20 protein-coding genes and 1 pseudogene are annotated in these 24770 nt (G+C 47.2%); 16 read left to right on the top strand and 5 right to left on the bottom strand.

Annotated features, from left to right (window positions below):
• The first annotated feature begins 352 nt into the window (after positions 1 to 352).
• The 3 genes from ccsB to tilS all read left to right on the top strand — a co-directional run bounded on the left by ccsB (position 353) and on the right by tilS (position 3832).
• Positions 353 to 1426 carry a c-type cytochrome biogenesis protein CcsB gene (ccsB, locus tag RIB93_RS31295; RefSeq protein WP_446379007.1) on the top strand — a complete coding sequence of 358 codons (1074 nt, stop codon included), beginning with the start codon at positions 353 to 355 and terminating at the stop codon, positions 1424 to 1426.
• A 111-nt stretch (positions 1427 to 1537) separates the two neighbouring features.
• On the top strand, positions 1538 to 2683 hold the full coding sequence (locus RIB93_RS31300) for a KGK domain-containing protein (RefSeq protein ID WP_446379009.1): 1146 nt from the start codon (positions 1538 to 1540) through the stop codon (positions 2681 to 2683).
• 138 nt (positions 2684 to 2821) lie between these two features.
• Positions 2822 to 3832, top strand: coding sequence for a tRNA lysidine(34) synthetase TilS (gene tilS, locus RIB93_RS31305; protein ID WP_446379011.1), 1011 nt, complete (start codon positions 2822 to 2824; stop codon positions 3830 to 3832).
• Positions 3833 to 3923: 91 nt separating this feature from the next.
• Here tilS and hmpF read toward each other — a convergent pair whose 3' ends face one another.
• Together hmpF and RIB93_RS31315 are read right to left on the bottom strand one after the other, a co-directional pair.
• On the bottom strand, positions 3924 to 5684 hold the full coding sequence (gene hmpF, locus RIB93_RS31310) for a pilus motility taxis protein HmpF (RefSeq protein ID WP_446379013.1): 1761 nt from the start codon (positions 5682 to 5684) through the stop codon (positions 3924 to 3926).
• A gap of 510 nt (positions 5685 to 6194) precedes the next feature.
• Positions 6195 to 6338: a hypothetical protein gene (locus RIB93_RS31315; protein WP_446379015.1), complete on the bottom strand. Its 144-nt coding sequence runs from the start codon at positions 6336 to 6338 to the stop codon at positions 6195 to 6197.
• A 284-nt stretch (positions 6339 to 6622) separates the two neighbouring features.
• Between RIB93_RS31315 and RIB93_RS31320 the strand changes: the two genes are divergently transcribed.
• The 5 genes from RIB93_RS31320 to RIB93_RS31340 all read left to right on the top strand — a co-directional run bounded on the left by RIB93_RS31320 (position 6623) and on the right by RIB93_RS31340 (position 13271).
• Entirely contained in the window at positions 6623 to 7921 is a 1299-nt protein-coding gene (locus RIB93_RS31320) for a response regulator (RefSeq protein WP_446379017.1), read from the top strand.
• Positions 7922 to 8175: 254 nt separating this feature from the next.
• Positions 8176 to 8541, top strand: coding sequence for a response regulator transcription factor (locus tag RIB93_RS31325; protein WP_006099778.1), 366 nt, complete (start codon positions 8176 to 8178; stop codon positions 8539 to 8541).
• 24 nt (positions 8542 to 8565) lie between these two features.
• Positions 8566 to 9096: a chemotaxis protein CheW gene (locus RIB93_RS31330; RefSeq protein WP_446378666.1), complete on the top strand. Its 531-nt coding sequence runs from the start codon at positions 8566 to 8568 to the stop codon at positions 9094 to 9096.
• A gap of 77 nt (positions 9097 to 9173) precedes the next feature.
• Entirely contained in the window at positions 9174 to 12377 is a 3204-nt protein-coding gene (locus tag RIB93_RS31335) for a methyl-accepting chemotaxis protein (protein ID WP_446379019.1), read from the top strand.
• A 108-nt stretch (positions 12378 to 12485) separates the two neighbouring features.
• Positions 12486 to 13271, top strand: coding sequence for an MlaE family lipid ABC transporter permease subunit (locus tag RIB93_RS31340; RefSeq protein ID WP_446379021.1), 786 nt, complete (start codon positions 12486 to 12488; stop codon positions 13269 to 13271).
• Here the strand turns inward: RIB93_RS31340 and RIB93_RS31345 are convergent.
• Positions 13272 to 14625 (bottom strand): annotated as a pseudogene (locus RIB93_RS31345) (RNA-guided endonuclease InsQ/TnpB family protein). It lies immediately after the preceding gene.
• Positions 14626 to 14977: 352 nt separating this feature from the next.
• Here RIB93_RS31345 and RIB93_RS31350 point away from each other — a divergent pair.
• From RIB93_RS31350 to RIB93_RS31365, 4 genes are all read left to right on the top strand, one after another.
• Entirely contained in the window at positions 14978 to 15367 is a 390-nt protein-coding gene (locus tag RIB93_RS31350) for a DUF3119 family protein (RefSeq protein ID WP_446379065.1), read from the top strand.
• A 150-nt stretch (positions 15368 to 15517) separates the two neighbouring features.
• Positions 15518 to 16720 (top strand): DUF3086 domain-containing protein, encoded by a 1203-nt coding sequence (locus RIB93_RS31355; protein WP_446379023.1) that lies wholly within the window; start codon positions 15518 to 15520, stop codon positions 16718 to 16720.
• Between the two features lie 194 nt (positions 16721 to 16914).
• Positions 16915 to 17574 carry a glycerol-3-phosphate 1-O-acyltransferase PlsY gene (gene plsY / locus RIB93_RS31360; protein ID WP_446379025.1) on the top strand — a complete coding sequence of 220 codons (660 nt, stop codon included), beginning with the start codon at positions 16915 to 16917 and terminating at the stop codon, positions 17572 to 17574.
• Positions 17575 to 17661: 87 nt separating this feature from the next.
• Positions 17662 to 18042, top strand: coding sequence for a hypothetical protein (locus RIB93_RS31365; protein ID WP_446379027.1), 381 nt, complete (start codon positions 17662 to 17664; stop codon positions 18040 to 18042).
• Between the two features lie 122 nt (positions 18043 to 18164).
• Here RIB93_RS31365 and RIB93_RS31370 read toward each other — a convergent pair whose 3' ends face one another.
• The gene (locus tag RIB93_RS31370; RefSeq protein ID WP_446379029.1) at positions 18165 to 18590 is read right to left on the bottom strand and encodes a hypothetical protein; all 426 of its coding nucleotides are present in this window, start codon (positions 18588 to 18590) and stop codon (positions 18165 to 18167) included.
• Positions 18591 to 18945: 355 nt separating this feature from the next.
• On the opposite strand from RIB93_RS31370, the gene RIB93_RS31375 reads away from it, so the two are divergent.
• Together RIB93_RS31375 and RIB93_RS31380 are read left to right on the top strand one after the other, a co-directional pair.
• On the top strand, positions 18946 to 19233 hold the full coding sequence (locus RIB93_RS31375) for a hypothetical protein (protein WP_446379031.1): 288 nt from the start codon (positions 18946 to 18948) through the stop codon (positions 19231 to 19233).
• A 37-nt stretch (positions 19234 to 19270) separates the two neighbouring features.
• Positions 19271 to 21490, top strand: a complete 2220-nt coding sequence (locus tag RIB93_RS31380) for a pentapeptide repeat-containing protein (RefSeq protein WP_446379033.1) — start codon at positions 19271 to 19273, stop codon at positions 21488 to 21490.
• Between the two features lie 108 nt (positions 21491 to 21598).
• On the opposite strand, the gene RIB93_RS31385 is transcribed toward RIB93_RS31380, so the two are convergent.
• Positions 21599 to 22702 carry a CobW family GTP-binding protein gene (locus RIB93_RS31385; RefSeq protein ID WP_446379035.1) on the bottom strand — a complete coding sequence of 368 codons (1104 nt, stop codon included), beginning with the start codon at positions 22700 to 22702 and terminating at the stop codon, positions 21599 to 21601.
• 151 nt (positions 22703 to 22853) lie between these two features.
• On the opposite strand from RIB93_RS31385, the gene cysS reads away from it, so the two are divergent.
• Together cysS and RIB93_RS31395 are read left to right on the top strand one after the other, a co-directional pair.
• Positions 22854 to 24302 (top strand): cysteine--tRNA ligase, encoded by a 1449-nt coding sequence (cysS, locus tag RIB93_RS31390; protein WP_446379037.1) that lies wholly within the window; start codon positions 22854 to 22856, stop codon positions 24300 to 24302.
• Between the two features lie 152 nt (positions 24303 to 24454).
• The gene (locus RIB93_RS31395; RefSeq protein ID WP_446379039.1) at positions 24455 to 24766 is read left to right on the top strand and encodes a nucleotidyltransferase family protein; all 312 of its coding nucleotides are present in this window, start codon (positions 24455 to 24457) and stop codon (positions 24764 to 24766) included.
• Positions 24767 to 24770 lie beyond the last annotated feature (4 nt).

The following is a 24770-nucleotide window of genomic DNA, read 5'->3' on the forward strand; positions in this document are numbered from 1 at the left end:
GAAACTGCATAAAGTGCTTTCGTTTTGACACATATATGCTGGATATCCTGGCATTTGTCGAGGATGCGATCGCCTTCGACACTAAGCTGTTCGGCATTTAAACCTTAATGTCAATAATGGCTCTCATCCTTGTAGTGCGAGGTAGTGCGAGCATCTTGCTCGCTACCCCTTCCCAATTTAAATGCATGACAGCCTATTCCCCATTCCCCATTCCCTGACAAATGACAAATGACTCATAATCCAGAAAATCGTTATGATAATGTTTTTCGCCTCTCGTCAAGGGCAACAATCCCGATAGGATAATAGAAACGCGGCATTTCATTTCTAAACGATTAAGTCGAGAAGCGTATTTATGGATCTAGTTTCACTCCAAAACAGCTTAGATAATATTTCATTTGCAGTTCTCCTAGTCACCATGCTCCTGTATTGGGTTGGTGCAGCCTTCAAGAACATCCCCTATCTGCCCACCTTAGGCGGAACGGGTATGATTATCGCCAACCTTTGTATCGCCGCCTTACTCGGTGCCCGTTGGCTGAGTGCGGGGTATTTTCCCTTAAGCAATCTCTATGAATCACTCTTTTTCTTAACCTGGGGCATCACCGCGATGCATCTGGTAGCCGAGAAAATGAGCGCGAGTCGTTGGGTGGGCGTGGTTACCTCCCCTGTCGCCATGGGAATTACCGCTTTTGCCGCTCTGTCACTCCCTGCTGATATGCAAAAGGCGGAACCCTTAGTTCCGGCGCTCAAATCCAACTGGCTAATGATGCACGTCAGCGTGATGATGCTCAGTTACGCCACATTAATGGTGGGATCACTATTAGCGATCGCCTTTTTAGTCGTGACTCGGGGTCAAAATGTTGAACTGCGAGGGAGTTCCGTGGGTACAGGTGGCTTTCGCCGTAAACAAGACTCCATGGGGACGGCTTCCTATCAGCTTAAACGGAATCAGGATAACCTTCAGCCCCAGGGTGGCGATAATGGAGCAATGGCGATGAGTTGGCAAGACACGTCAGGTTCGACAAGTACAGCCGTTCTGAATCCTGTCACCTCTACGCCATCCTCCGCATCCGAGTTGGCTAGCGCCCCCACCCTTTCTCCCCAACGCCTCAACTTAGCAGATACGTTAGATAATATTAGCTATCGGATTATCGGGCTAGGATTTCCGTTGCTGACGATTGGCATTATTGCTGGTGCAGTTTGGGCAAATGAGGCATGGGGTTCCTATTGGAGTTGGGACCCAAAAGAAACCTGGGCATTAATTACCTGGCTAGTCTTTGCCGCTTACCTTCATGCTCGCATTACCCGAGGGTGGCAAGGACGCAGACCTGCTATCCTAGCGGCAACAGGATTTGTTGTAGTCTGGATTTGTTATCTTGGGGTGAATCTATTGGGTAAAGGATTGCATTCCTACGGCTGGTTCTTCTAGGCATTCCAGGAATGATCAACGCGACGACCAAATCGCTTACTCCTAGGTGATCCAGGGAATGACCCAATTTGTAAATCATTAAGCACACAAGTAGAACGTTAATCGGGGAAAATGGGCGTAGATAATCAGTTTGAGCCACTCGCTAGTGGTGAAGTCTTATCCGTTGACGAATCAGCGCAAATCTTAATTGGGCATCGTACCTTTCGAGTAAGCGAATTGGCGGACGCGATCAAAACGCAGCTTGAGCATGGGTTGAGCGAATGGACTCAAGACAAAAATGCCTGGTTTAGTGAGGAGGGTATCTCCTGTGAAGTCTTGCGATTTAGTTCCGGTGGCTGGCAAAAAGGCAAGGTGAGAATCAATCTGGAATTTTGTCCCCAGGTGGCTGAGGATGAAACACCAGTAGCACCCGTCAGTGGAGACGCTGAGACTGAGGATGAGCTGGCTGAGGAAGAGTCCTCAATCAGCATGGATGAGGACTTTGATGTAGAACAGCCGTCGATGAGTCTGGATGAGGCGGATCATGAGTATGAATTATCTGCTGAGGATCAACAGCAAGACAGCCTCGGTGACTTCATGGATGAGGGGACAAGCTTTTCCATGGAGGGGCTAGAAGAAGAGGAGCCACCTGTTACCTTTGAAAGCGACTTCGATGAACTCTCTGTCGAGGAGGAGGAAGAGCCATCCGTCAGCTTTGAGAGTGATTTCGATGAAATGTCTCCCGGTGAGGAGGAAGAGCCATCCGTCAGCTTTGAGAGTGATTTCGATGAAATGTCTCCCGGTAAGGAGGAAGAGCCACTTGTCAGCTTTGAGAGTGATTTCGATGAAATGTCTCCCGGTGAGGAAGAAGAGTCACCTGTCAGCTTTGAGAGTGGCTTCGATGAACTCTCTGTAGAGGAGGAGGAAGAGTCACCTGTCAGCTTTGAGAGTGATTTAGAGGAACTCTCTGTCGAGGAGGAGGAAGATACATCAGCTAGCTTTGATGATGAATTTGATGAACTCTCCAGCAGCATCGAAGAAGAGTTGGAGATGGAAGAGGAAAGCACCAGCAACGACGAGGAGTTGCTAGATTTGGGATCGATTTCCACAGAAAGTGATAAGGAACTCGATTTTGATGAAACCTCTGCTAGTGATGAAGATGAGTTTGATTTAGGTGATTTTTCCTCCTTAGAGGAAGAGGAGAATAATGAGACAGACTCCCTTCTCGATGATGTTTGGCAAGAAATGAGTCAAGAAGGTTGGCAAAGTAATCAGTAACGTTCAGTAGGTTGGTGGAAATGAGGGAGCAGGGGGAGTTGGGGAAGCATGTAGAGACGTAGCATGCTACGTCTGGAAGCTGGGGAAGCGATTTCCTCAACAAAGGACGAATGACGAAGGACGAATGACAAATAACGAATGTCTAAACGTTCAGATTGGACGCTACTTCACGCCCGTCTTCATCAAACGCTACGGCAAAGACAGCTATTAGCGCCAAGTCATCCTGTTTTAGTGGCGGTATCGGGGGGACAAGATTCCCTCTGTTTGATGAAACTGCTGTTAGATTTGCAGCCGAAGTGGAAATGGCAATTAGCGATCGCGCATTGTGATCACCGTTGGTCTGCAGATAAGGGGTTGGCGGCTCACATTGAACAAGTGGCTCAGAGTTGGGCGATTCCTTTTTATCTGGAAATTGCGGATCAAGTGACTAAAAGCGAGGGAGCGGCTCGACAATGGCGTTATCAGGCACTGGGGAAGATTGCTCACACCTATCAATTTCAATATGTAGTCACGGCTCACACCCAGAGCGATCGCGCGGAAACGGTTTTGTATAATCTGATTCGAGGGACGGGGGTTGATGGTCTCCAATCGCTGACCTGGCAACGTCCTCTAGTAGCAGGGGTACAGCTAGTACGCCCGTTGCTAGAGGTTACCCGTAGGCAAACGGGGGAGTTTGTGGAGCAACAGCACCTCCCGGTTTGGCTGGATGCCTATAATCAAGACCTCCGCTATGCTCGTAATCGCATTCGCCAAGAGGTACTGCCTTATCTCAAAACTCATTTTAATCCGAGGGTGGAAACTGCTCTCGGTCATACAGCAGAACTGTTACGGGCGGATGTGGAGTATTTAGAGACGGCGGCGCGATCGCTACGAGAACAAGCTATGGGTTCTAGGAGTGAGCATGAACCCGATACAACGCCCAAACTCAATCGCGTAGTCTTGCGACAAGCTAATCTCGCCTTACAACGTCGTGCGATTCGGCAGTTTTTAGCGATCGTCCAACCGACGGCTGCCAATTTTGAGCAAATCGAAGCGATTACCGCTTTAATTCACGCGCCCAATCGCTCCCGCACTTCAACCTTTCCCGGAGGAGCCAGCGCTCAAGTCGAAGGGGATTGGATTATTTGGCAAACCAGTCTAGCGGACTAAGCTGTCACGCTTTCCTATTATTAACCCACACCCTACATCCCACACCCTACACCCTGCCAATTCCTCAAGTCGTTTACCCGCCCCCTCAGCTCTAGGAAGCCGCCAGTTCCGGTGATTCCACCATACCATCAACTGTTTGCCGCATCTCGGAAATTGCTTGGAGTTGATAATCGCCAACTTCCTGAATTTGATTGAGAGCTTCTGCGATCGCGTCGAGGATCTGGCGAATTTGATTCAGAGCCTCTTGCTTGGGCGGTAAGAGTTCTTGATACAGATTCACTTGACTCCACAGTTCAGTGACTTCCTGTTTCATCGATTGCCAGTTTTCTTCCAAACCTTGTAACTCAGAGCGTTTGGTATCTTGCTCACTTTCTTGCTGATTCAACATTTCCTCGGCTTGGCTAATGCTTTGGCGCATTTGCTCAACTTGGTTTTCCAGTTTTTCCAGTTCGCTTTCCTGCTGTTGTCGCTGTTCCTCGAGCTGGTTTAAGACAGGACCGAGGTCGATTTTATGGGTATCGGTGCTACCCCCTTCACTAATTCCCTGGCGACGGCGTAAAACTCGATTATGCTGATTGAAAATCTCTTCCCTCTCCCGCAGGTTGCGGCGTTGACCGACGAGGGTTTCATCCAACATTTGGTAGCGGTCTTGCTCGTCGGTTAGCTCACTTTCCAAACTAATGCGATCGTACTCGCTGGCGTTATTAATTTTTTCCTGGATTTCTTCAACCGTTTGGCGCTGGAATGTGAGTTCCTCTTCCTGGTCGTTGACAAAGCGCACCGTCCTCTCCAAATCTTGCTGTAAATTTTGCACGATTTCCTGGAGTTCACCCAGGGGCATATTTTCCAGCGCTTGAATGTTAACCTCTTGACTAATTTTAACATCGGCTGAACTGGTCGCTAAACGAGCAAGTTCTTGATGTAACTCTTGATGAGTTTGAAGTTGCAGGCTGAGTAGATGTACGGATTCCTGCTTCATCTCCAAAGCATTCCGCTGCACCTTCAATTCCGCTTGTGCCTCTTCAAATGAGGTTTGAACCTGCTCTAACTCTTGCTGACGCTGGTCAATGTCCTCAGCTTGCTCGTCAATTTCGCTTTGGCGTTGCTCTGCTTGTTGGCGCTGATTGTCTAGTTTTTGCCAGTCACTATCTAGTTCTGACTGCTGTTGATCAATGATGTCAAACGCTTGATTCAACTGTTCCCGCACAGTATCTGTAGGAGCGACAGCCGTCGATAGGCGATCGAGCAACTCCTGCATCGCCGCAACATCGTCCTCACTTAAACCCGAAGTTTGTTGCAGTTGTTCTTTTTGCTCATCCCAACGCCGCTGTTCACCGCGCAGATGTTCCCAAGCGCCTTCAAGTTCCTGTTGTTTTCGATCAAACTCCTCTCTGAGGCGTTCAGTTTCCTCTTTCGTACTTTCTAAGTCTTGACGCTGCTGATCGATTTGTTCAGCCTCTTCCTCCATGGCTTGCATCTGTTCCAACCGCGCTTCCATTTCCATCTCGCGGCGGTTGAGTTCTTGACTTTGATACGTCAAGGACTGCTTCCACTGTTCAATTTCTTCTTCTTGACTTTTCGCCTTGTCCAACAGACGCGAAAAATTTTGTAAGATGCTCGCCAGTCTCGTCCCGGCTGGCTCAACTTCGCCTTGAATCCGATTGTTACTGACATTGACAATTGCCAAAGCCCCATCGCTCATACCACCGGCTTCGTCTCCTGGGATGATTTCATCACCTGGGACAGCGCTCCAACTCTGATCATTCCGCTGACAAGCCAGCAGTTTGAGTTCGGTCTTACTGCCGCCAAAAGGGCCAGTTTTCTGCTTTTTGACTTCTGCTAGATACAGCACACTGATCGTCCTCTTTACTTGTCTTGTGCCCAATTCTTGACTAAGCCAACCTGAACTAAATCTTAGTTGATTGGGTTGCTGGTCGCACTGCTCCTGATGTTCGAGAGAGCTAACCCTGATTTATAGACCGAGCAGCTTTGTCTACAATGCTAGCTTTTAGAAAGTGACAGAGGTAGCCGTGTCTTGGATTATTGTCCTGAATCTAAGCTACCACCGGATAGTCCTGACAGATCGAGAAATGCTACATATCTCCAACCCAACCCTCCTTAAAGGGCAAGTTTAGGTAAGCTAGGAACAGAGTAGCCTTGGCTGATTGAACCCCTGTTCCTTACCATCTTCGCGCTCTACGTCAGTAGCGCGGGGTAGTTGAAGTTTATTTAACGAAGCCATTCTCGATGCATGACTTTGGCTGTATTACAATTAGTTATGAATTTCTATCAGAGATTATAAGTCCTTGACTGGTACAGACACCAGCTTTTTGCTCGATCCTACTCCATTGGCTATAAAATTTTAGCTAATTAGTCTCCTGAAGCCATTGCCTTGCCCCTGTATCCTAGCCAACCCTGCTAATTGGTGATTAACGCCAGCGAAGCGATCGCTCACCGCCGTCCAACCCGCCTGATCAGGAGGTGTTACAGCAAGTCTAATCCTCAATTATACTGAATACATGGAGGTTTTGATTGACTCTTCTTCTATAAATTTCAATGGCTCTATTGAGCAAAGTTAAATTTAAAGTTTAAATTGCTCTGTTGAAACACATCCGTTAAACGATCCATTCCCACCTAACTAATTGGATGATATCTTAACATGGTCAGTCAGCGGTGGTGGTCAAGCATCAAGTTGGGGTTGAGGTTAAGATGGCAGGCAACTTGGGAACCCAACAGACCATTCGCGCCTCAGCATTGAACGCAAGGTTTTAGGAGTACATTTTCCTTAAAATGCAGGGAACGTTAAATGAAATTGATATCCGCAGTATCCTGCAACTGATCGAACTGGGTCAGCGCACAGGAGAACTTTTAGTTGAGGCGCAAAGCTTCCACACCAATAACCCTGGTAGTGATGTGACTCATCAATTTATCCAGGGACGCTCTCACCTCGCGACCCCACCCCGTTGCCCTGGACCATTTTGGTTTGTTTTTTTTCTCAACGGACAAATTGCTTATGCGGCAAACAGTGATCACAGTTTGTCACGACTGCGCGATTACCTGCGTCGCTATCGAGCTGAAGCAGCTTTGGATGACATCGAAGAACCGTCGATTGCTTCGACCAATGCTCCCGAATATGGCTATCTTTGGGCGTTGCTAGAAAACCATATTATCACGCCAGCTCAAGGGCGCAGCATTCTCCACAGTATGGTACATGAAACCCTATTTGACCTGTTGAGCCTCCACAATGGATATTTTGTCTTCGAGGTTAGTCCAGCCTTAGCGCCCCAACTCACCACCTTAGAAATTGCCCCCCTAGTGACCAAGATTATGAAGCAAGTCCAGGAGTGGAAGCAGTTTCATCCCCATATCCAATCCCCTAATCAATGCCCACTGATTACGGATGAAACGAAATTAAAGGCAGCATTACCGGAGAATGCATTTAGAACCCTCAAACGGTGGGCGAATGGCAAAAATTCTCTGCGACAGATGGCTCGCTATCTCAATCGTGACATCCTGACTGTCACCCGAGCTATTTACCCCTATATCCAACGGGGTTGGATTCAATTGCTGACGTCAGCACCTCAACAAACCCTCGCCGTTCGACAACCTTGGGAATCCACCCGGGCAGATAATGCACCCTCTGTAGTCTGTATTGATGATGACAAGGCAGTTGGCAAAACCGTCGAGTATATGCTGCAAGCCCAAGGATATGAAGTAACGGCAATTCAAAATCCCCTCAAAGCTCTCAGCTTACTCTTCCAAATCAAACCAGCTCTAATTCTCTGTGATTTAGTCATGCCCCAACTCGATGGATATGAACTGTGTGGCATGTTGCGACAATCGACGACATTTCGACAAACTCCAATCATTATGCTGACGGGCAAAGATGGCTTTATTGACCGTGTGAGAGCTCGCATGGTAGGCTCAACGGACTATTTGACTAAACCGTTTGGAGCCAGTGAGCTGTTGATGTTATTGGAGAAATACGTAGGTCCGGGAGATCCGGAAAAAATGAGTTTCGATAGTTCCCGCCAAGTCCTAGAGGAGGAGGTCAAGGCAAGCGATATTACTAAATCAGCATCGGCTTAACAACAGCGATGATCATGTAACACCCAGGAAGGTAATTCTTCCGCTACAATCACCTCATAGACTCATACAGCGATACGCCCTGATCTATTTCGCAGTTAAGCCTGTCACAATAGAGAAAGGGATCAGTTCAGGATGAAGCTACCATAAAGGATACATTAATCATTACTCTATCTATGTTTAAGGGTATAGCTCAACGATACAGCTCAGTTCACGTTCAAAATTCGTGCGCTTATTGGCAAATCAGGTAGGGGGTTATGAGTACAGTTTTGGTTGTAGAAGACAGTTTGGCACAGCGACAGATGATCTCAGACCTCCTCAAAGGCAGTGGGTTGACGGTCTCTGTGGCAAGCGATGGAGTGGAAGCCTTAGAACATATTCTGCAGTCTCGTCCTGATGTAGTGGTATTGGATATTGTTATGCCTCGTATGAATGGGTACGAGGTCTGTCGTCGTTTAAAGGCTGATCCCAAAACCCAAAATGTACCCGTGGTCATGTGTTCTTCAAAAGGCGAAGAATTTGATCGATATTGGGGCATGAAGCAAGGGGCAGATGCTTACATCGCTAAGCCCTTTCAGCCCACCGAGTTGATTGGCACAGTCAAACAGCTACTCAGGTCATAAATATAGTTAAGACTCTAGCTGCGAATGGTTGGAAATCCGGATTTTTTAACAGATACTGGTCAAGATCAAGCCCCAGAATTGCAAGAACTAGAAAGTCCTGAGGGTGAATTACACTTGCGATTTTACGTCCCTTCTGGTATGGAATTTGCTTTACCAGCGACTGGGATCAAAGAAGTGCTTGAGCCATCTCCCAACCAGATTACCCCCATCCCTAATGCTTCCCCCTTATTATTGGGGACAATCAATATGCGAGGTCGGGTTATATGGGTTGGTGATCTGGGTCAATTTCTGGGAGATGCGATCCCTGTGAATACAGACCGATCAGAAATTCCCGTCATTGCCATCGAAGATCAAGATACAATGCTCGGTTTAGCAGTGGAGCGGATTGTGGACATGGATTGGTTAGATGTGGAGCAATTACAAATGGCAATGAATGTTCCTGATACGATGGCACCTTTTTTAAAAGGAGAGTGGTTATTAGATCCAGAATCTAATCAATTTTTACGACTTCTCGATCAGGTGGCAATTCTACGAGCAGCGCGGTGGGCAGCATGAATGAACAGTAAAAGAAAGGAAAAAGAAAGTAACCTTTTGTTTGTTACTTTTTCCTGGTGAGCAAAGGGAGGAGGTCAATGGCATCAAGTACAGATTACGTTCAGGAATATACACAAGCACAAACGGCTTACGCACAAGGTAAATACCAAGAAGCGGCCGATCTTATTAGTCGGTTGATTGAAGAGTATCCCGATGATCCAAGTGCTTTGTTACTTAAGGGTCATATCTGTTGCTATGGTCTACATCAGTACGATCAAGCACGGGAACACTATGAGCAAGTTCTTAATTTAACGTCTGAACCTGATTTTATCGAATATGCCCATAAAGGTCTAGAAGATGCTAATCAATTGTCCAGTGAATTCGATTCTGGCGATTCACCCCCATCCACAGAGGAGTTCGATAACAATTTCCACGATATTGATGAAACCGACGATTTGAATGAGATACCTACATTAGAAACCTGGCAAGACTCGGAAGCTATTGATGAGTCTATTGATGAGTCTGAGGATTTCGATTTAGGGGCTTTAGATTTGGATGAAGCGGGAATAGGGGATGATTTTGACTCAACCTCATCTTCGCCCTTTGCCAAACCCCTAGATAGTTCAGCTATTGAATCAGAGACGACAGACGAGCCAAGTTCTGTAGATGAATCCAATCCATTTGCCTTGTCCGGTTTAGACGAAGAGAGTGGTGATGTTGACAATCTTTATGAGTCATCGAGTGATTTTGATCTAAATGACAACCCCTTTGCTGAGGTAGACGATGAAAATTATGAGTCATCGAGTGATTTTGATTTAAATGATACCCCCTTTAGCGAGGCAGATTATCAGGAAAATGTTGAGGAGACAACAAGTGATTTTGATTTAAATGACACTTCCTTTAACGAGGCAGATTACCAGGAAAACATTGAGGAGACAACAAATGATTTTGATTTAAATGACACTTCCTTTAACGAGGCAGATTATCAGGATCACTTTGAGGACTTTTCAGCGGAATTTGATGAGGATGATACGGCGGCAACATTTGTCATGCCTCCCGGTAGCGCCCCTGAATTTGAAGATGCTGAGGAGCAGATTCCACCCTCTTATGAGTCAGAATCCCATTTCGATGAAGACTTATCGGACGTTGATCAGGAAATGGAGGATTGGCATGATGAATCGATTGACGAGTCATATCCAGACCACCCCGTTTATGAAGACGAAACCCTACTGATGAATTCAGGGGAGTTGGGGGAAAGTTTACCAACGGATACCGATGAGTTTGACTATTCGGCTGAGGAGACGGATGAGGCGATTGAAGCATTTGAAAGCCAGGACTACACTCAGGATGAATCAGACTTCGATCAGAATGGATTTAACGCTCCCGATGATCACTTCGACTTTGAGAACTTTGACGATGCTTTCGGCAATGACTCATTCCCTATAGATGAAGTTGCTGAGGCTGATGCTGAGAACTTCTCAGAACTTGAAACGGACAAAGACTTTTTAGACGCTTTTGATGTATTTGAAGATGATTTAGGCTCTCTTCCCGATTTCGCCATAGACGATCAGGATGAATTAGCTGAGTCGGGCGCGAGTGAATCAGATTTTGATGTTTTAAGTAACAGTGGAGTCATACCAGCAGGTGGCGAAAGTGAGGGAGTTAGCGAAAATGGCGATGCTGTCCGAGATAGTGTAGGGGCTCACCAGCAATCGGCTCAGGAGTATCGCTCAGTTGATAGTGATGAAGAAATTTTCAGTATTGGTAGCTCAACTGAACAACTCCCAGTTTTTAGTCAAGCCAAAGAGGGGGGACATGAAGCTGTCGTTAATGTTGATCAAGGGTGGCTGGCTCCCTTTGAAAATGCTTCCCTCCATCATAAACAGTGGATTATGGCGTTTGCGGCTGGGATTGCCTCCGCTTTTGTCGTTGCCTTAGTCAGTTTTTCGGCACAAAGTATTGCTGCGCGAAGTTCAGTACCCCAAGGGCAAGCTCAACCCGCGATCGCGAATCTCAAATTTGCCCATGCTTTAGCCAGTGGTGCAGCATTTGCAGCTAGTTTTGGCGTTACCCTGTTTTTGGGTCGGATCACCACTCGCCAGATTCAACAAGTCACAGTGGATTTACAAACCCAGTTTGATGCCGTTGCTCAGGGGAATCTGAATGTCAGTGTCCCCATTTACTCCGAGGGAGAACTGGGTCAACTGGCTTCAGGTTTTAATCAGATGGCGCGAGTAATCCTCACCACCACCAGCGAAGCCACCCGCAAAGCCGAAGAACAAGAGCAAGCCAAAGAAGACCTGCAACGCCAGGTAATTCGATTGCTAGATGATGTTGAAGGGGCTGCACGAGGGGACTTAACGGTACAAGCTGAAGTAACAGCCGACGTTTTGGGAGCGGTGGCTGACTCCTTTAACCTCACCATTCAAAATCTGCGGGAAATCGTTCAACAAGTAAAAGATGCCGCCCGTAAAGTGACAAAGGGTTCGACTGAAAGTGCGGCATTTGCAGGCAGTTTATCCAATGACGCCTTGCGCCAAGCCGAGGAACTAGCGGTTACCCTCAACTCCGTTCAGGTGATGACCGACTCCATTCAACGAGTCGCTGAAGCCGCCCGGGAAGCCGAGGAAGTTGCTCACACCGCTGCGGATGTCGCCCACAGAGGCGGTCACGCGGTAGAACATACGGTGGCAGGCATCTTGCAAATTCGGGAAACTGTAGCAGAAACTACGCGAAAAGTCAAGCGACTGGCTGAATCTTCCCAGGAAATTTCCAAGATTGTCGCCGTAATTTCCACAATTGCATCCCGAACCAACCTGTTAGCGCTCAATGCCAGTATCGAGGCAGCTCGAGCTGGAGAGGCGGGTCGAGGGTTTGCCGTCGTTGCCGATGAAGTGCGGCAACTGGCAGACCGTTCAGCCAAGGCACTCAAAGAAATTGAGCAAATCGTCATGCAGATTCAAAGCGAAACGGGTTCGGTGATGACGGCGATGGAAGAAGGCACCCAGCAGGTTATTGATGGGACTAAACGGGCAGAGCAAGCCAAACAAGCATTGGAAGATATTATTCAAGTGTCCAATCGCATTGATGCGCTGGTGCGGGCAATTAAAGCGGATACGGTGGAGCAAACCGAAACATCTCGTGCTGTTGCCCAAGTCATGCAATCGGTTGAACTAACTGCCCAAGAAACCTCTCAGGAAGCCCAACGGGTATCCAGTGCCTTACAAAACTTAGTTGGTGTGGCACGAGATCTACTCAATTCTGTAGAACGTTTCCGTGTGGAATCAAATGAGAGCAGATAGTTCTTGGAGAGTGAACAGTCAACAGTGAACAGTCAACAGTGAACAGTCAACAGTCAACAGTGAACAGTCAACAGTCAACAGTGAACAAGGACAAATGACGAATGACGAATGAATGAAACCTCCTCCTCTAGCTTAGGATTGTGGCTCCAGCGCTTGCTAGCTGCCATTTTGTTAGGCGGTCAAGTCATCGTTCATCTTCTCGGTGGCAAAATCTACCGACGCAATACCCTGGAGCAAATGGCAGTTGTTGGTCCGGATTCACTCACCATTTCCCTAATCACGGCTACTTTTATCGGTGCCGTGTTTACAATTCAGGTAACGCGAGAATTTATTAACTTTGGGGCAACTACAGCCATTGGAGGGGTTTTGGCACTGGCATTGAGCCGGGAACTTGCGCCTGTATTAACGGCTGTGGTGATTGCCGGACGAGTGGGTTCAGCATTTGCGGCTGAGATTGGCACAATGCGCGTGACTGAACAAATTGATGCACTTTATATGCTCAAAACCGATCCCATTGATTATTTGGTCATCCCTCGTGTCATTGCCTGCTGTCTAATGCTGCCGTTATTGACAATTCTCTCAATTATTCTCGGCATGACGGGCGGCGTATTGATTGCTATTAATTTTTACAATATTCCTCAATCTGTCTTTCTGGATTCCGCCCGGAATTTCCTGGGAATCTGGGATTTGTTTACGGCGATGATTAAAGCCGCTGTGTTTGGGATGCTGATAGCTGTCATTGGCTGTAGCTGGGGATTAACAACGACTGGTGGTGCCAAAGGAGTCGGTCAATCCACAACAACGGCAGTCGTCACGGCTTTACTGGCAATTTTCATCACTAACTTTTTTTTATCGTGGCTGATGTTCCAAGGCACAGGCAGTGCAGTTCTGTAGTCAGAGGTATAATGAACTACCCAGACCTACTTCGTTGAGGTCCCTTGTTTCTACAACCAGACCAGTAGGACTGTGTTTCTGGCGCTTCATTTGCCCTAGTTGCTTCATGCTTCCCGTTTGTTTACACTGACGGGTTTCTGAAGTAGAGCTAGAGGCTTGACTCGTCTACGAGGCTCGTTCCAAACCCCGGTAGAATTCCTAACGCCCACAAAAGCATTACTAAGGCAGCGGCTAAATCCCTGTCCATCGTGAATTTGCATTTATGGCAATGGTGAACTCTTTCATCCAAAGTCTTTTGCGCTTGGTTTCCACAGTTAGGACAGGTTTGGGATGGTTTCACTTTTCGAGTAGGAACCTCGATAAAAACCCCGCCAGCGTCTTTTACTTTGTACTCAATCGCTGACCTCAGCATCCCCATACCCACGTCTAAAATGGATTTATTTAGCCCAGCCTTTTGCTTCTTTCGTTTGCCTTTTTTGGCTTTGCGGGTCATTCTAGAGACTTCTAGTTTTTCCGTAGCAACGAAGCTATTACAGCGAACAATGTCTGTTGCTACTTGGTGTACCCAATTTTGACGCTGATTAGCTATCTTACGGGTTACTTTGCTAATTTTTGCTTGGGTCTTTTTCCACCGACTCGGGCCTTTCTGTTTCTTCTTTCTATTGGGAGCCGTTTTACGACGCTTTCCCTTGGAAAGATGCTTAATTTTTGCCTCAGCTTTTCGCAGTAATTTAGGAGCTTTAATGAAAGAATGATTTTCCCCATCGGTAATTGCTAATGCTGACTTGCACCCAAAATCAATGCCAACTGAACCAAAATCTGTTTGTCTTGTCGCTGCTTGCAATTCGGTTAGGTTGACGGTTATACTGGCATACCATTTTTCATTACGGTAGACAAGGGTGCAGGTCGTTGGAGTTCCCCAGATACGGGCTTTACCGCGCATCTGAATCGAACCAATTTTAGCTAAATCTAGATAACAGTTATCACCTGTTGTGTGTACCTTCCAGCCTGTTTTACTCGGATACGTCCAGCCAGAATAATGCTTGATTGACTTATACCTAGGACGTTTAGCTAACCCTTTAAACCAACGATTAAAAGCGTAATCGACACGCTTTAAAGTGGCTTGTAAGGTCGTGCTGTTACATTCCTTGTACTCAGTCCAAACTTCCTTGAAAGCGGGCAAGGAGTTTTGTTGCTCGAAGTAGTCAACCCGATGGTTAAACTTTTGGTACTGGGTGAACCGATTGCAAACAGCAGCGTTATACAGATCTTTATGCAACTTACGGTGATACCGCAATGTCTGCTCTTGCTTCTTATTGGGGTATAGCCGAAAAGTTACACGTCGGACTGGCATCGCTGTTCACTCCTGTTACACTTAACCTAGCACCTTAAAGTGGGGGTATGTCAAGTGAAAGCTAGAAAAGGTTCTCACTCTGTATTTTCTATTCAACTGCATATCGTGTTCGTGACTAAATACAGGCGCCCATTGAGAGAATTAAGGCTTATATCAAGTCCCAGGAAAAACCTCAAGATTGATTGCCTCCGTTCCTCCGGCAATCCGCTCCCTATCCCCACCCTATAGGCGTCATTCTTTCCTGACGGCTACGAATCCTGACGGCTACGAAAATCCGCCTATTGAGGGTGGGGACTTCCGCGATACGTTAAAATATATCATTTGTGTCGATAAACAACGGGAATTTAGTCTAGTGACCTCTGCTACTTCTTCATCTTCATCAACCCAAACCATCGAACTTGCCCCTAGCTACGCGATTCCTTTGGTATTGGTTCTGGGCAGTATACCTATGGTGCTGCTCCAAGTTTGGGTCGGTTTACTCATTGCTCTTTTCGGGTTATTTTTAATGATTCAAGCGGTAACTATCCGTCTGCAATTTACAGAAACCGCATTGGATGTCTATCGTTCCCAGACTCTAATTCGCCGTTTTCCGTATAAAGACTGGTCAAATTGGCGGATCTTCTGGTCATCGTTTCCAATCCTTTTCTATTTTAAGGAAGTTAATAGCATCCACTTCTTGCCAATTTTATTTGATCCCAAACAGCTTAAACGTTGCTTAGAGGAGCGCTGTCCCCAGAGTTGAGACTACTTTCCGATATGCCTTGCTGAAATTAACGCTTAGGCTTGAGAACACCTTGTACCAAAGGCTCTCTTGCCCGGTAACTCGCCCTAGAGAATAGTCCCACCGTTTAGGGGTTGGGAATGTAAATCATTATCAGATATTAATTATTCAATGAATTCAGACGAACCACAAACCCAAGAATCCAATTTAGAACAACAACCAATCTCTGAGGAATTTGATGAAGACTCTCCAGAGCAAAAACCCGAAGCAGAACGATCTGAGCCGTTAACCAATTCATCTGACCAATCTAACGTGACACAACCCCAAGCTGACTCTTCAAATGCTTTAGATTTACCTGCGCCAGATGATAGTCAGATGACACCATCAAGAAACCAACAGGAAACCGTCGCGAATTTAACTCAAACGATCGCGGACCTTGAGGCGCAAGAACAACAGTTGAGGCAAAAAATTGCCCAGCTACAAGCCAGCCAAAATCTGATTTTATCTGACCAGTTAACCAAAACCCAAGCCACCATCCAACAAATGCTCCAAGAGGGGTTAAGCGAATTAGAGCAGCGCAAGCAAGCCCTTTTAATTTCTGTGGAGCAACTAGAACGCCGCCGAGAACGCATTCGCACGGAAATGCGAACCACATTTGCTGGGGTATCTCAAGAATTGGCAATTCGGGTGCAGGGTTTTAAAGACTATTTGGTTGGTAGTTTACAAGACTTGGTTGTAGCGGCGGAAGAGTTAGAATTAGCCGAACCGACGGCAGAATTTTCCCAACCTAGGATGGATAAACCTCAGTCGCCAGTTTCTTCTCCTACACCCAAATTTGCTGAACAGGCGTTTCAGGATCAGATCCAGCAAATTCGGGACATTATTGACCAATACCGCAAAATGCCAGATTACTACGGTCCGCCTTGGCAATTGCGTCGCACGTTTGAGCCAATTCATGCCGAGCGAGTGTCCAATTGGTTTTTTAGTCAAGGGGGGCGTGGGGCGATTCGCACTATCGGTAGCCGCTTGCAAAATATTTTGGTCGCCTCCGCCGTGATGTCTGTTATGCGGACGCTTTACGGTGATAGACTACGAACCTTGGTTCTTGCCAATACCCCTGAACGGCTAGGAGAGTGGCGCAGAGGATTGCAGGATTGTCTGGGTATTGCCCGCAGTGATTTTGGTCCAGAACGGGGGGTCGTTTTATTTGAGGAACCATCCGCCCTCGTGCAAAAAGCCGATCGCTTAATGACCCAGAAGCAACTTCCTTTAATTATTGTGGATGAAACAGAAGACCAGATTAGTCTTTCAATTCTGCAATTTCCGCTTTGGTTAGCCTTTGCTCCCGATCCTCAGCAACTGAGTAATTACTAAGGAATCTACTGATCACCTCTCAAAAAAATCCACCCTTCGGTCATAAGAGGGAGATATAGGTAACGAATGTTACGATTTTCCTGCCATGCCCTTACCCGTATCACACGCTCCCATATAAAATCGGCTAGGGGAGATGTTCCAATAAATAAAGTAACTATCTCCCCTAGATTTTTAATTGTGGAGGGTTTAAAACAATGATGCGTGAGTTGAGTTGGATTGGGCTACTGCTGATCAGTGCTTACTTACTTGGCTCAATTCCAACTGGATATTTGGCAGGACGTCTGGTTAAAGGAATTGATATTCGGGAAATCGGTTCGGGATCAACGGGGGCGACCAATGTTTTGAGAAACCTGGGAAAAGGTCCAGCTTTAGTCGTTTTACTGGTTGATGCGGCGAAAGGAGTGGGTGCTGTTGCGTTGGTACATGGCTTCTTTGCCCTAACGGGATCATCCGTGATGCCGGATATCTGGAAACCTTGGTTGGTGGCTGTTGTCGCTTTGGCGGCTATGTTGGGTCACAGTAAATCAATCTGGATTAACTTTACGGGAGGAAAATCAGCCGCTACAGGGTTAGGCGTCTTATTGGCTATGTCTTGGTTCGTCGCGCTGAGTGTATTGGTAATCTTTATTGGGGTAGTCAGTTTCTCGCGGATTGTTTCTCTGGGTTCGATTGCGGCTGCGATCGCAGTTGCTGTTTTGATGATAGTCTTAGCTCAACCATTGCCCTATCAGCTATTTGGGGTTGTGGCGGGACTATACGTTATCTTGCGCCATCGAGCCAATATTCAGCGCCTACTTGTCGGTACTGAACCCCGTTTAGGGCAATCTGCATCAGCGGAAATGATTAGCAGTTAAACCGTTGTTGGTAGGGTGTAGCTTTTCACCTCTCAGGTTAGAACCGATGTGAACTAGGATGGAGATAGTCAGTTTCCAAAAAGTACCGTGAACCAGTACGATCCAAAACTTGCTCAGTTTAACCTATCAGGCGTGGGCTGTTGGCTCACCCTATTAGCCACCTTTCTCTTACTGGGAACAGTTGGCTTGGGCTGGCTGGTCAACGGATTCTTAATTCTGATTGGGTTAGTCATCCTAGCGCCTGTGATTGGCTGGATTGGCTTCCGCTGGTGGTTGCAGCGTAACTTGGTTGAGGACAAATGTCCTGTCTGTACCTACGAGTTTACCGGGTTTAATCGTACCGAATGTCGCTGTCCCAACTGTGGCGAATTGTTGAAAGTCGAACAGGGTCAGTTTAACCGCTTGACGCCGCCGGGTACGATTGATGTAGACGCCGTAGAGGTTTCAGTAAAGCAACTTGAAGATTAAGCCCATTGTCAGATATAGCGCTACGCGCTAGGCTTTCTTGCAATAGGCAATGGGCAATAGTGCAGAAAAAAGCTTGCCTGACAAGGGATTGAGCGATTTGAATTTTTCTTTATTTGTCCTAGCTACTGACTAATGGAGAGAGTATAACTTTGCCCTCCAGTGCTATCGACAATATAGATCTTGTAAGTGCCTTCTTCCCAATATCCCGGTGCTTCAACGGTTTGCCCTGGCGCAGTGGCTAACACACATTGTCTACCACTTGCCACGGGTTCACCTGTTGAATTCAATGGTTCAATGATCAAAGCCGATTGACCAGCGCTTTGGAGGCTGAAGTTCAACGAACCGAAGTCTTGTTCCAATGTGATTGTATACTGCGGTTGGATATTACCCACTTGGCAATTGTTCCCTTGAGCGGAAGTGCCTTGGAGTTCTAGGGCATTAAATCCTGGCGCTAACCGTTGCACGGTTTGACTATGGAGCAAACCTGCGTTCGCTAGCAGCATTGCTAAGGTGGTTGGAACAATTATCCACTGTTTGAGTCGTTTCATTATCTTAAGCTCCACTATTTATTGTTCTAAATCTTTCTCAAGCTGATTATCTTAAATAAATAGACAGCGTGAAACTGACTCTGTTCCTGTTTGTCAGTTGTCACTCGTCAGTTGTCATTTGTAATTTGTGATAATTGAACAGTTAGGTCGGGGCGGGTTTAGTTATATCAGGGTGAAAACGAAACGTTAGTGGTAAAACCCGCCCCTACAGACGCCCAATGGCACGTCTGGTCACTTAACCGTTAATTCTACCCGATGGGCGCTGTTTGACCCCCTAAGAATTGCCCCAAACCTTGCTCAAACCGATAAAATCAAAACATATAACCTGATTTCTACAACCTAATTCTCTTGGCAGATGGAACCGAATCGAGACGACGACCAATTCACGCCCGTGGGCAATCCCTTTCAACCGCCCTTCTATAACACCTATCCGATGAAGCAACGGTTCAATCAAATCAGTGCTTGGTTTAACAGCCTGCCTACCGTTGGTAAAGTTATTGTGGTGATTGTCGGCGGCAGCTTGAGTTTATCCCTCTTGAAGACTGTTTTCCAACTGATTACCTCGTTAATTAGCCTTGCCCTATTGGGAATAATCCTCTATGTAGTGTATAAATTTTTCATTACCCCTAAGTCTCCCCAATAGTTGCCCACCCTTTATCCGCGTCGCGTGAGAATTGAACATGACTAGCCCTACCATAAAACAAGTCCATAATCAAGCGGTTAGTCGATCATTTTCACTGCGACTAAACCGGGCATTGCCGATGATGACCCGGCGGTTAGCAGCCGTGGTTCTGGAAGTGTCGTTAGTGACGGCAAGTGCGGTCATTCCGTACAGTATCGGCGAGTATGCCAAAGACCATTCCCCGGCTGAACCCGTTCCCATAAATCCTGTCGTCGCAGCAACGGAAGAGGCGATCGCGAAAACCCTGGCATATCCACGAGCGCGATTAAATCGTCAGGTTGCCCCCCTGACTAATTTGTTCTGGTGTGGGGCAATTGTTATACCTGTCGTGGTAGTTAGTTGGCAGCTTTACCAACTGGGGAAAACAGGGCAAACCACGCCCAAACAGTGGTTAAAGCTGCGGGTGGTGACACCAATGGGAACCCCACCGGGATTAATTCGGGCAGTTTGGCGTGAGGCAGTCGGACGCTGGGGATTACCTCTCGGTACAGCTTATCTGCTGTGGCGGTATACGGGTGCATTTCCCGACTTTGGCATTTTATTAGGACTGGCGGGAGTCATGCTACTCGTAGAACATGGCAGTGGTTGGATTCACTCACGACGCCGCACCTTCCACGATCGCATGGCAGGTACTTATGTGGTGAATGCGTCTCAGGGATTGACATCCGGCTCATTCAACGGCTGGCGATCAGCTGATCGGGATCACTCCGTTACCCTCGAATTTGACAACGGCTGGCATCAACGTAGTGACGCATCCAGACAGGATCAGCCGAATCATCCCTCCGTAACCACCATCGTCCTCACCTCCCAATCCTCATCTCGACGAGTCCCCCATCTGTGGTGGTGGATGCGCCGCCATCCTGGAGCAACCTTGCTAATTCTCTCATTTACAGGAATGGCATCGGTTTTGGGAACGTTTGTCGGGACTCAGGTGTATATTCAACGTCAGGCAAATTGGCGAGAATTTAACCAACAGAATAACCAAGTATTTCTAGCGCTGATTAAACAGTTGAGTTCTACCTCAGCCACAGCCCTAGAAGAACGACAAGCGGCAATTCTGGCGCTGGCAAGGCTGGATGATCCCCGTGCTGTGCCGTTTCTGGTGGATTTATTGGGACAGGAAAACACACCGAGTCTGATTGATACCCTACAGCAAGCCTTAGTCAGTAAAGGTGCTGAAGCCCTACCTCCGTTGCAACGGTTGAATCAGGCGCTGCAAAATGACCGAGACACATTAGCCCGTCGGGGAACGCCGGGAGAGCAGCAGTTAGTCGCCCTGCGACAACGGGCAACCAATCGCGCGATCGCCAAAATTCTCACCATCTACAGCAGTCAACTGCACGACGCGGATTTGAGTCGCACTGACTTGAGTCAAATGGACACCCGTTCAGTTCAATTTACCTTAGTTTTGGATAACCTTGACCTAGCCGGACTTAATTTCCGTTCCGCCATCTTAGCTGGGGGCAGTTTCCAAAACAGCCGTTTTTATGGGGCGGGTGCGGATCAACGCTGGGGTACATTTGATGATTGGATTGCGGATTTAAGTGGGGCTGAACTCAAGGAAGCTGATTTAACCGGGGCAAATTTAAATAATGTTTTGATGGCTCGCACAAATTTGATCCGGGCAATTCTCAATCGGGCAAATTTAGCTGATAGCTATCTCATTGGCGCGAACTTCAGCAGCGCTCAACTAATTGGTGCTGATTTAAGGAGAGCTGTATTAGAAAATGCTAGCTTGACGGGAGCGAATTTAGGAGAGGTAAAGGCGTCTCTGGTGAATTTACATGGGGGAAGTCTCGGTCAAGTGAGTGCCGTTGGCGGAGATTTTAGCTTTGCGGATTTGACCCAATCGAATTGGCAAGGGGCTGATTTATCGGGAGCCAATTTCAGTCATGCCAAGTTACAGGATGCGGATTTGAGTTCGACGAAATTGGTTAAAGCAAATTTGAGTCAGGCTCAATTGCAAAATGCCAAGCTACAGAATACGAATTTGAGTGCGGTAGATTTACGCGGGGCGAAGGTGACAGGAACGGATTTCCTAGGCGCTATGTTTGCCACAGCGATGCCTGTTAAATCGGATCAGTTTATCACCCAACCTCCAGCCGCCGCGTCGGGAGCGCGAGTACAGGGGGTGAATTTTGCCCGGGCGAAAAATTTAGATACCAATCAGTTGCAATATATCTGTAGTCATGGGGGGCGGCATCCGGAATGTCCTTAAATCAAGGGGGAGCGGTGTAGAGACGTGCCATGGCACGTCTGGGAGCAGAGGGAGATGGGGGAGTAAACGAATGACAAATGACAAATGACGAATGACGAAGGGAGAATGTTAAGTCCCAAATCCTTTACCTCGATTTACCGAGGGTAAACAAAGACAATTCTCAATTTGCTTGTACAACTTATCAGAGTCTAAATCCTGACCAATCAGCACCAATTGATTTTTCTTTTCCCCTTTCCACTGATCATCTTCAATATTAAACCGCTTACCGCTGAGGTGAAAAATGTGGCGATTTGGACTTTCGTCAAACCAGAGAATTCCCTTAGCCCGGAAAATATTCGTTGTCAGTTGATTGTCTAAGAAATATTGAAACTTCCGGATGTTGAAGGGTTTATCACTCTGGAAGGAAATCGAGGTAAACCCATCATTTTCTAAGTGATGGGAGTGATCATGATCGTGGTGATGCTCATGATGGTGATGGTCATGATCGCAATCGTGGTCATGGTGATGCTCATGATCGTGATGATCATGGTCATGATCCGATGACTCATCAAAATACTGATCCGACTCAAACAATCCTACACTTAAAATCAGCGGTAATGGCACTTGGGATTGAGTGGTGCGAATAATCCTCGCCCCTTCTTTAATTTCGCGAATTCTTACCTCTAAGGCGTCTACATCACCTTCATCAACTAAGTCGATTTTATTCAGCAGAATAATATCGCCGTAAGCAATTTGGCTATATGCCGCTTCGCTATTGAATAGATCCAAACTGAAATTCTCGCAGTCTACCACGGTAACGATGGAATCGAGGCGCGTCATGTCTCGCAGTTCGGTTCCCAGAAACGTGAGGGCGACGGGTAGGGGATCAGCTAATCCTGTGGTTTCCACCACTAGATAATCCACCTTATCCTCCCGTTCGAGTACCTTGTAAACGGCATTGACTAAATCTTCATTAATGGTGCAGCAAATACAACCATTACTCAATTCCACCATGTCATCCCCGGTGGTGACAATGAGTTCATTATCAATGCCGATTTCGCCAAACTCATTGACTAAAACGGCAGTCTTTACACCGTCTTGGTTGCTCAAGATATGATTAAGCAGCGTCGTTTTGCCACTACCGAGAAATCCAGTAATAATCGTGACGGGTAAGCCATGTATCGCCGCGTCCATGGTTAGATCGGATGCAGACTGAGTTGTAACTGATTGCATAAGGCGCTATGTTGAACTGTCTGTGAACGTCAGAATATAGGAAGATAACGTACAGATGTGATTCAATAAGACATCAAGCTGTACGCTGGATATGCCAATCCTTTCTCATTATTGCGTATCCGTTCCCAACTGAGTTTACTGTTCTTGTGCCATGACCCTAACCCTGTACAACACACTCACCCGTCGTAAAGAACCGTTTTCCCCTGTAGAGACGGGTAAGGTGCGGATGTATTGCTGCGGCATCACCGCTTATGACTATTGCCATTTGGGTCATGCTAGAACCTGCATTATCTGGGATACTGCCCGTCGTTATTTACAATGGCGTGGCTATGATGTGAACTACGTACAGAATTTTACCGATATTGACGATAAAATCCTGAATCGGGCGCGACAAGAGGGAACCTCGATGGAGGCTGTCTCGGAACGCTTCATTCAGGCGTATTTTGAGGATATGGCGCGGCTGAATGTGGATGAGGCGGATGCCTATCCCCGGGCGACGCATTGCCTGGATGGGATTAAACGGCTAATTTATGACCTAGAACAGAAAAATTACGCCTACCCCGCCGCCGGAGATGTTTACTATGCCGTGCGTCGTTTTGGTGAGTATGGCAAACTGTCGGGACGTAAGTTAGAGGAGTTGCAAGCGGGGGCGAGTGGGCGAGTTGAAGTTGAGGATACAAAGGCGGCTAAGAAAAAAGACGCTTTTGATTTTGCCCTGTGGAAGGGTTCTAAGCCCGGAGAACCCGCCTGGGAATCGCCTTGGGGGGCGGGACGCCCTGGATGGCATATTGAGTGTTCCGCGATGATTCGGGACAATTTGGGGGACACGGTGGATATTCATGCGGGGGGATCGGATTTGGTGTTTCCCCACCACGAGAATGAAATTGCCCAATCAGAAGCAGTGACGGGTCAACCCTTGGCGCGTTACTGGTTACATACGGGAATGGTGATTGTGAATGGGGAGAAGATGTCGAAATCCCTGGGGAATTTTATCACCATTCGGGATTTACTCGATCGCCCCACTGATCCGATGGCGGTGCGGTTGTTTGTCCTCCAGGCACAGTATCGTAAACCGTTGGATTTTACCGATGAGGCGTTGGCGGCGGCGACGAATGGGTGGCATACGCTGAAGGAAGGATTGCTGTTTGGGAATCAGTATGGTGAACAACTGGGGTGGCAAGACTCGGGGAAACGGCAAACGGCGGCGGTAGAACGGTTTCAAACTGCTGTTGATGATGATTTTAATTTTGCCGAAGGGTTAGCTGTATTATTTGAACTGGCAAAAGACTTGGGGCGCGAGGGGAATATTTTGGTGCATGAAGGGAAAACCCGGACATCACCCCAGGAATTAGAAGCACAATGGCGGACATTGGTAGAACTGGCGCAGGTGTTTGGATTAGAGGCGCAAGGGGAGGAAATCAGTCAGGAATCGACGAGTGGTTTAAGTGATGCAGAGGTTGAGGCGCTGATTCAGCAACGTACTGAGGCGCGGAAACAGAAGGATTTTGCGGAAGGCGATCGCATTCGGGATGAACTCAAAGCCCAAGGGATTACGCTGATTGATCAAGCGGGTGGTGTGACTCGTTGGCATCGGAATTAAATGTTCAGATTTTTGGGCGCACGCTTAATGTTATGGGTAAATATGATGGGCGCACGCCATGCGCCCCTACCGATTACCGTTACAGTAATGTAGGTTTGGAAAACCCAAGTAAACCCAACTGATTAGGCTGAGAATCCAATACCAGGAGTGAAATGGGCTGTTCAACCGCAATCCGAACAATTGAAGACTTGCAAGAACACCGGGATGAGCTGCTTGCCATTTTTGCCAAGCATGGCGCTCATAGTATACGGGTATTTGGCTCTGTAGCACGAGGTGAAGCAACCGATGAGAGCGATATTGATTTTTTGATTGATTATGACCGAAATTGCACGAGTGCTTGGTTTCCGGGAGGATTAATCAATGAGTTAGAGTCTTTCTTGAAAAGCAAGGTAGATATTACGACGACTCGGGGCTTAAGTCCGCTGATTGCTGAGAATGTATTCCAAGAGGCGATCGAACTATAAATCG

Source organism: Coleofasciculus sp. D1-CHI-01 (assembly GCF_040218875.1).
In the GTDB taxonomy this organism is placed as follows: domain Bacteria; phylum Cyanobacteriota; class Cyanobacteriia; order Cyanobacteriales; family Coleofasciculaceae; genus Coleofasciculus.

Coding starts and splice junctions, on each gene's coding strand:
- ccsB (WP_446379007.1), top strand. CDS start 353: ATGGATCTAGTTTCACTCCAAAACAGCTTAGATAATATTTCATTTGCA.
- RIB93_RS31300 (WP_446379009.1), top strand. CDS start 1,538: ATGGGCGTAGATAATCAGTTTGAGCCACTCGCTAGTGGTGAAGTCTTA.
- tilS (WP_446379011.1), top strand. CDS start 2,822: ATGTCTAAACGTTCAGATTGGACGCTACTTCACGCCCGTCTTCATCAA.
- RIB93_RS31320 (WP_446379017.1), top strand. CDS start 6,623: ATGCAGGGAACGTTAAATGAAATTGATATCCGCAGTATCCTGCAACTG.
- RIB93_RS31325 (WP_006099778.1), top strand. CDS start 8,176: ATGAGTACAGTTTTGGTTGTAGAAGACAGTTTGGCACAGCGACAGATG.
- RIB93_RS31330 (WP_446378666.1), top strand. CDS start 8,566: ATGGTTGGAAATCCGGATTTTTTAACAGATACTGGTCAAGATCAAGCC.
- RIB93_RS31335 (WP_446379019.1), top strand. CDS start 9,174: ATGGCATCAAGTACAGATTACGTTCAGGAATATACACAAGCACAAACG.
- RIB93_RS31340 (WP_446379021.1), top strand. CDS start 12,486: ATGAATGAAACCTCCTCCTCTAGCTTAGGATTGTGGCTCCAGCGCTTG.
- RIB93_RS31355 (WP_446379023.1), top strand. CDS start 15,518: ATGAATTCAGACGAACCACAAACCCAAGAATCCAATTTAGAACAACAA.
- plsY (WP_446379025.1), top strand. CDS start 16,915: ATGATGCGTGAGTTGAGTTGGATTGGGCTACTGCTGATCAGTGCTTAC.
- RIB93_RS31370 (WP_446379029.1), bottom strand. CDS start 18,590: ATGAAACGACTCAAACAGTGGATAATTGTTCCAACCACCTTAGCAATG.
- RIB93_RS31375 (WP_446379031.1), top strand. CDS start 18,946: ATGGAACCGAATCGAGACGACGACCAATTCACGCCCGTGGGCAATCCC.
- RIB93_RS31380 (WP_446379033.1), top strand. CDS start 19,271: ATGACTAGCCCTACCATAAAACAAGTCCATAATCAAGCGGTTAGTCGA.
- RIB93_RS31385 (WP_446379035.1), bottom strand. CDS start 22,702: ATGCAATCAGTTACAACTCAGTCTGCATCCGATCTAACCATGGACGCG.
- cysS (WP_446379037.1), top strand. CDS start 22,854: ATGACCCTAACCCTGTACAACACACTCACCCGTCGTAAAGAACCGTTT.
- RIB93_RS31395 (WP_446379039.1), top strand. CDS start 24,455: ATGGGCTGTTCAACCGCAATCCGAACAATTGAAGACTTGCAAGAACAC.